We start from the raw sequence: 5752 nt of genomic DNA, 5'->3' as shown, positions 1-5752 counted from the left end.
TTCAGCAGGCCGAAGGCGCCGGTTGCGGCAGCAGCCGCAAACATGGCGGTGGCCGAACTGGCCAGGAAGTCGCGCCGCGTCGGCGACGTGAAGTCTTCGGACATGATCATTTCCCTTGTGATGGCTTCCGTGAGGAAGCTTCGAGTGGGGTGGACGCGAAGCCGCGACCTTCAGTCCCCGGCGAGCCGGGCTGCCCGGTACGCGCCCGGGGTCATGCCCATGGCGTGGCGGAAGGCCCGCGAGAAATTCGATTGCGAGGAGAAGCCGGTCGACAGCGCGATGTCCGCGATCGGCCGGTGACGCTCGGTCAGCATCCGGCAGGCCAGCTCGACCCGCTTCCGGTTGACGAACTCGTGCGGGCTCCGGCCGGTCGTCGCCTTGAACGATCGTGCAAAATGCGCCGTGCTCATGCAGGCCACCGCCGCGAGATCGGCCACGCCGACGCTTCGTGCGAGATGGGCGTCGATGAAGCCCATGACGCGGGACAGGCGCCGGTCGTCGATCGGCTTGCCCGAAGAGCGGGACGGCTTCGCGCCGGTGTCGTCGGACACGCCAAAGCTGTGCCGCCTCGGTGGCGACAGGTCTTCGGACACGATGATTCCTTTGGCGGGCAACGGACCCCAGCACTCGGTGAGCAGTTTCGCGGGCAAGTGTACCGCCTGGGCCGAGGGCACGCTTTTCCCGGACCGCCGGCGTTTGCCGCCAACTGCTGTGTTCAGCGTATTGTGCGATTATCATCTTGGGCAGGGCCGTATCCGGCCACCCCGGTGCCCATCTGTGGGCACCAAGGTGCCCATCTGTGGCGCCGCCCTGGCCGCTGTTCGAGGATGCACGTGAGACCACGAGTGACGAAACGATGATCCGGCCGCCGGCACTGGCCAGAGACGTGATTTCCTTCGGTCCCTTCAGCCTGATCGTGGGCGAGCGGCTGCTGCAGAAAGACGGCGTCACCATCGAACTGGGGGCCCGCACCCTCGACACCCTGATCGCTCTGGTGACCTGCCCCAACGAGGCCATCGACAAAAGGGAGCTGTTGGCCCGGGTCTGGCCCGACGTCATCGTGGGCGAAGGCAGCTTGCGGTTTCACATCGCCAGCCTGCGCAAGGCCCTGGACGACGGCAGGGACGGCGCACGGTACATCGCCACCCTGCCCGGCCGGGGGTACTGCTTCGTCGCCCCGATTTCACGATCGACCGACGCGGTCGAGGAGACAGCGCCCGTCATCCCCGAAGAGAAGGCGGCAGCGGGCACGCCGTTGCCGGGCCTGACATTTCTTCCAGCGCGGCTGGGCCGGATGGTCGGACGGGCGGAGAGCGTCGTCGCGCTGTCGGCCCAGCTCACCGCGTCGCGCTTCGTCACCATCGTGGGGCCGGGCGGTGTCGGCAAGACCACCGTCGCCGTCGCCGTGGCGCATGATGTGCTGGATGCCTTCGGCGGAGCCCTGCTCTTCGTCGACCTGGGCATGCTGAGCCGGCCGGACATGGTGGCCGCGTCCGTCGCGTCGATGCTGGGGATCCCGATCCGGTCCGACGACCCGACCCCCAGCCTGGCGGCCTATCTGCGCGATCGCCGGTTCCTGCTGATCCTCGACAGCTGCGAACACGTCATCGACGGTGTCGCCCGCCTGGCCGCGGACATCTTCCTGGCCGCGCCGGAGGTCCACATCCTGGCGACGAGCCGCGAAGCGCTGCGGGTTGAGGGAGAGCAGGTCCACCGGCTGATGACGCTCGCCGTTCCCCCTGACGATCCCCGGGTCACCGCATCCGAAGCCCTTGCATTTCCGGCGACCCAGCTTTTCATCGAGCGTGCGGCGGCGAGCGGTGCCCGCCTGGACCTCACCGATGCGGATGTCGCGATCGTGGTCGGCATCTGCCGGAGGCTCGACGGCCTGGCGCTCGCGATCGAGCTGGCCGCGGGACGGGTCGAGGCCCATGGCCTGCAGCAGATCGCCACGCTTCTCGACCAGCGCCTGACCCTGCTGGGACCGGGGCAGCGCACCGCGCCGGCCCGGCAGCAGACGCTGCAGGCGACCTAGGACTGGAGCTACGGGCTGCTGTCCGAACTGGAGCGCGTCGTGCTGCGCCGGCTCGCCGTGTTCGTGGGGTATTTCACGATCGACGCAGCGCTGGCGATCGTCACGAGCAGCACCGTCGACCAGGCCCTCGTTTTCGGGACGATCGACAGCCTCGTCGCCAAATCGATGGTCGCGACCCGTCCGGTCGGGGCCATGATGCGTTATCGCCTTCTCGACATGACGCGGGCCTATGTCCTCGACCTGGGCGTCGATGACGACGAGCTCGCCGAACTGTCCATGCGCCACGCCATCCACTACCGGGGATGGCTGGAGCAGGCCGGGGCCGAATGGTCGACCCTGTCGAATTCAGCGGAACGGGCGCGCCGCCTCGGCGGCCTCGGCAATGTGCGCGCTGCCCTGGAATGGTGCTTCGGACCGGATGGCGACATTCGGACCGGCGTCGGCCTGGCCGCGGCCGCGGCGCCGGTGTTCATGGCCCTCTCCCTGCTCGTCGAATGCCATCGCTGGTCGGAGCGGGCGATCCTGGCCCTCGACGACACCAGCCGCGCGGGCGCCGCGGAGATGCATCTTCAGGCGGCGCTGGGCATGTCGCTGATGTTCACGCGCGGCAGCACCGATGCGGCGAGAACGGCGTTGAGCCGGGGGCTGGAAATCGCCGAGAGCCGTGGCGACGCGCTGAACCAGATCCAGCTCCTGGCCCCGCTGCATATGTTCCACATCCGCATCGCCGATTTCAGGACCGCACTGGCCCATGCCAGGCGCAGCGCCGCCGTCGCCCACAGCATCCAGGACCCGGCCGCCATCGCGCTGGCCCATTCCCTGTCCGGCATCGCCCTCCACCTGATCGGCGACCTCGGCGAGGCTCGCGCCGAACTGAAAGCGGCGCAGCGGCAAGGGGCCCGATCGCACCAGACCAGCAGGACACTGCTCGGCTTCGATCATCACAACTGGTCCAACATCGCCCTGGCCAGGACCCTGTGGCTGCAGGGCCATCCGGACCAGGCCGTGGAGCGCGTGCGCCAAGTGGTCAGCGACGCCGCGCGCATGGACCATCCCGTGACATTGTCGATCGTCGTGAACTGGGCGATTGCCGTGTTCTTCTGGATCGGCGATCTCGCCAGTGCCGAAGAGCACATGGAGTGGTTCATGGCCCATGCCGAAACCCATTCCATGGGCCCTTATCTGGCCGTCAGCCGCGGCTACAGGGGCGAACTGGCCGTCCGCCGCGGCGCTGCCGAGCGCGGGATCGAGGGCCTGATGGGCTGCCTGCCGGAGCTCCACGCCGCCCGGTACGAGCTGTTGACCACGGCCTTCAGCCTCCCGCTCGCCCAGGGGCTCGCGGCGACCGGGCGGTTTGCCGAAGGTCTGGCCTTGATCGACCAGTCCATCCTGCGGGTGGAGAAGAACGGCGACGCCTCCTATCTGCCGGAGGTGCTGCGGGTCAAAGGCGCCCTCCTGCTCGCGATGCCGCAGCCCGACCCAGCCGCCGCGGAAGACTGCTTCCAGCAGTCGCTCACGATGAGCCGCCGCCAGGGTGCGCGGGCGTGGGAGCTGCGCACCGCGATCGACCTCGCGGCGCTGTGGGCCGGCCAGGGACGGCACGGGGACGCCCGTGCGCTGCTGGAGCCGGCCCTCGCGCAGATCACGGAAGGCTCGGAGACTGCCGATCCGCAAGCGGCCGGGCGCCTGCTGGCGAGCCTGGGCTAGGTCCCCTCGATCCCCTCCAGCAGAATGCCGATCGCAGCCTCCACCACGGGCGTCCGCCGGTCATGGGCATAGAGGCCATATTGCACAGTCAGCGGTTCCGGCACGCCGGCCGACGTCTTCAGCGCCCGCATCGACCCGGCGCGAACCGTCTCGGGCGGCAGCAGACCGATGCCCAGCCCGTTCTCGATCGCCGCCTGCAGGGCCATGACGCTCTGGCTGGTGAACATCACCCGATGCTCCCGCCCGTCGGCCACCAGCGCATCGATCATGCGCCGGCGCCACAGACAGGGCGCGGCGAACACCACGAGATCGAGCGGCCGGTCGGGATCCGGGACATAGTCAAGGGCGCAGGCCCATTGCAGCTCAACATTCCAGGTGGTCAGGGCATCAGCCACCACGACGGAGGTCGGGGCGATCATGATGTCCAGCCCGTCTTCGCCCCAGAGCCGGCCCAGCGCGACGCTGTGCTCGACCACCACGTCCGGCCGGATGTCGGGATAGGCGCGGTGCAGCTGCCCCAGCGCGGCCGGGAGCGCCGCGGCCGCCACCTCCTCGGCCAGGCCGATGCGCACGCCGCCGCTGATCTCCGCCTGCTGCAGGCGCGCCACCACCTCGTCGCCGAGAGCCAGGATGCGGGTGGCATAGCCCAGCAGCAATTCCCCCTCTGCCGTCGGCACCACGCCGCGGCCGGTACGCTGGAACAGCTGCCGGTCGAGCAGGCCCTCGAGCCGGCGCATCTGCATGCTCAGCGCCGATTGGGTGCGGCCGGTCTGTGCGGCGACCCGGCTCAGGCTGCCCTGCCGGCAGACCGCGACATAGCTGCGGAGGAGGTCGAGGCCGATCTGTTCGGATATCATGTTCGTTGAACTCTGATCTCACCGATATCAGTCTACAATCATACCTTGCCGCGCGCTATCTCCGAGGCCTGAGAACGTCGCAACGCAAGGGATGCCCCCGTGAAAGCAATCCGTGTCCACCGCCATGGCGGGCCAGAGGTGCTGGTCTATGAAGATGTCGAGATCGGTCGGCCCGGCCCCGGCGAGGTCCGTGTGCGCAACCGGGCGATCGGCCTCAACTTCGTCGACATCTATTTCCGCAGCGGCGTCTATGCGCCGCCCGCCCTTCCCTTCACGCCCGGCAATGAGGGCGCCGGCGAGGTCGTCGCCGTCGGCGAGGGTGTCGACGGCTTCGCTCCGGGCGACCGCGTCGCCTATGTCGAGACGCTCGGCGCCTATGCCGAGGAGCGCATCGTGCCGGCCCATTTCCTGGTGCATCTGCCCGGCGCCATCGATTTCGAGACCGGCGCCGCAATGATGCTGAAAGGGCTGACGGCCCATTATCTGCTGCGCCGCACAGTCCGCGTCGAGCCGGGCCACACCATCCTGGTGCATGCCGCGGCAGGCGGCGTCGGCCTGATCGTGACGCAATGGGCGAAGCATCTCGGTGCGACCGTCATCGGCACCGTCGGCTCGCCCGAAAAGGCCGAACTCGCGAACCGCAACGGCTGCGACCACGTCATCGACTATATCGATGAGGATTTTGTCGCGCGTGTCAGGGAGATCACCGGCGGCGCAGGCTGCGATGTCGTCTATGATGGCGTCGGCCACACGACCTTCGCCGGCTCGCTCGATTGCCTCCGGCGCTTCGGCACCGTCGTCAGCTACGGCGCGGCGTCCGGGCCGGTCGAGCCCTTCGACATCGGGCTGCTGATGCGGAAGGGCTCGATCTTTGCCACGTCACAGCTGCTGTTCGACCATCTCGTGCGGCGCGAGGACGTGCTGGCCATGAGCGCAGAGCTGTTCGGGGTCGTGGCGAGCGGGGCGGTCAAGATCCCGGTCCATGCCCGCCTGCCGCTCGCCGAGGCGGCCGAGGCGCATCGCCGGCTGGAAGCACGGCAGACCACCGGCGCGACGGTGCTGCTGCCATAGAGCCTGTTTGGTAATGCACCTGGCGCGGCCGCCTGACGGCGGTTTCTCCGCTTCCGGTGCTCACGGACGACCATGTCCGCTG

General features: G+C 68.8%; 5 protein-coding genes. 3 read left to right on the top strand and 2 right to left on the bottom strand.

Annotated features, from left to right (window positions below):
• Positions 1 to 170 precede the first annotated feature (170 nt).
• Positions 171 to 674: a helix-turn-helix domain-containing protein gene (locus AC3XYG_RS38185; RefSeq protein WP_489145129.1), complete on the bottom strand. Its 504-nt coding sequence runs from the start codon at positions 672 to 674 to the stop codon at positions 171 to 173.
• 182 nt (positions 675 to 856) lie between these two features.
• On the opposite strand from AC3XYG_RS38185, the gene AC3XYG_RS38180 reads away from it, so the two are divergent.
• Positions 857 to 2035 carry an ATP-binding protein gene (locus AC3XYG_RS38180; protein WP_489145128.1) on the top strand — a complete coding sequence of 393 codons (1179 nt, stop codon included), beginning with the start codon at positions 857 to 859 and terminating at the stop codon, positions 2033 to 2035.
• A 15-nt stretch (positions 2036 to 2050) separates the two neighbouring features.
• Positions 2051 to 3742: a winged helix-turn-helix domain-containing protein gene (locus tag AC3XYG_RS38175; RefSeq protein WP_489145130.1), complete on the top strand. Its 1692-nt coding sequence runs from the start codon at positions 2051 to 2053 to the stop codon at positions 3740 to 3742.
• Here the strand turns inward: AC3XYG_RS38175 and AC3XYG_RS38170 are convergent.
• A complete protein-coding gene (locus AC3XYG_RS38170; protein WP_489145127.1) occupies positions 3739 to 4599 on the bottom strand; it encodes a LysR substrate-binding domain-containing protein in 861 nt (286 codons plus the stop codon). The genes AC3XYG_RS38175 and AC3XYG_RS38170 overlap by 4 nt on opposite strands.
• Before the next feature lie 99 nt (positions 4600 to 4698).
• On the opposite strand from AC3XYG_RS38170, the gene AC3XYG_RS38165 reads away from it, so the two are divergent.
• A complete protein-coding gene (locus tag AC3XYG_RS38165; RefSeq protein WP_489145126.1) occupies positions 4699 to 5670 on the top strand; it encodes a quinone oxidoreductase family protein in 972 nt (323 codons plus the stop codon).
• Positions 5671 to 5752: the final 82 nt, after the last annotated feature.

The organism is Inquilinus sp., assembly GCF_057815775.1.
This window is presented reverse-complemented; position numbering and strand designations above follow the sequence as displayed.

What these genes read in the sequence shown, in the direction of transcription:
- AC3XYG_RS38180 (WP_489145128.1), top strand. Translation starts at nt 857, where the DNA reads ATGATCCGGCCGCCGGCACTGGCCAGAGACGTGATTTCCTTCGGTCCC.
- AC3XYG_RS38170 (WP_489145127.1), bottom strand. Translation starts at nt 4,599, where the DNA reads ATGATATCCGAACAGATCGGCCTCGACCTCCTCCGCAGCTATGTCGCG.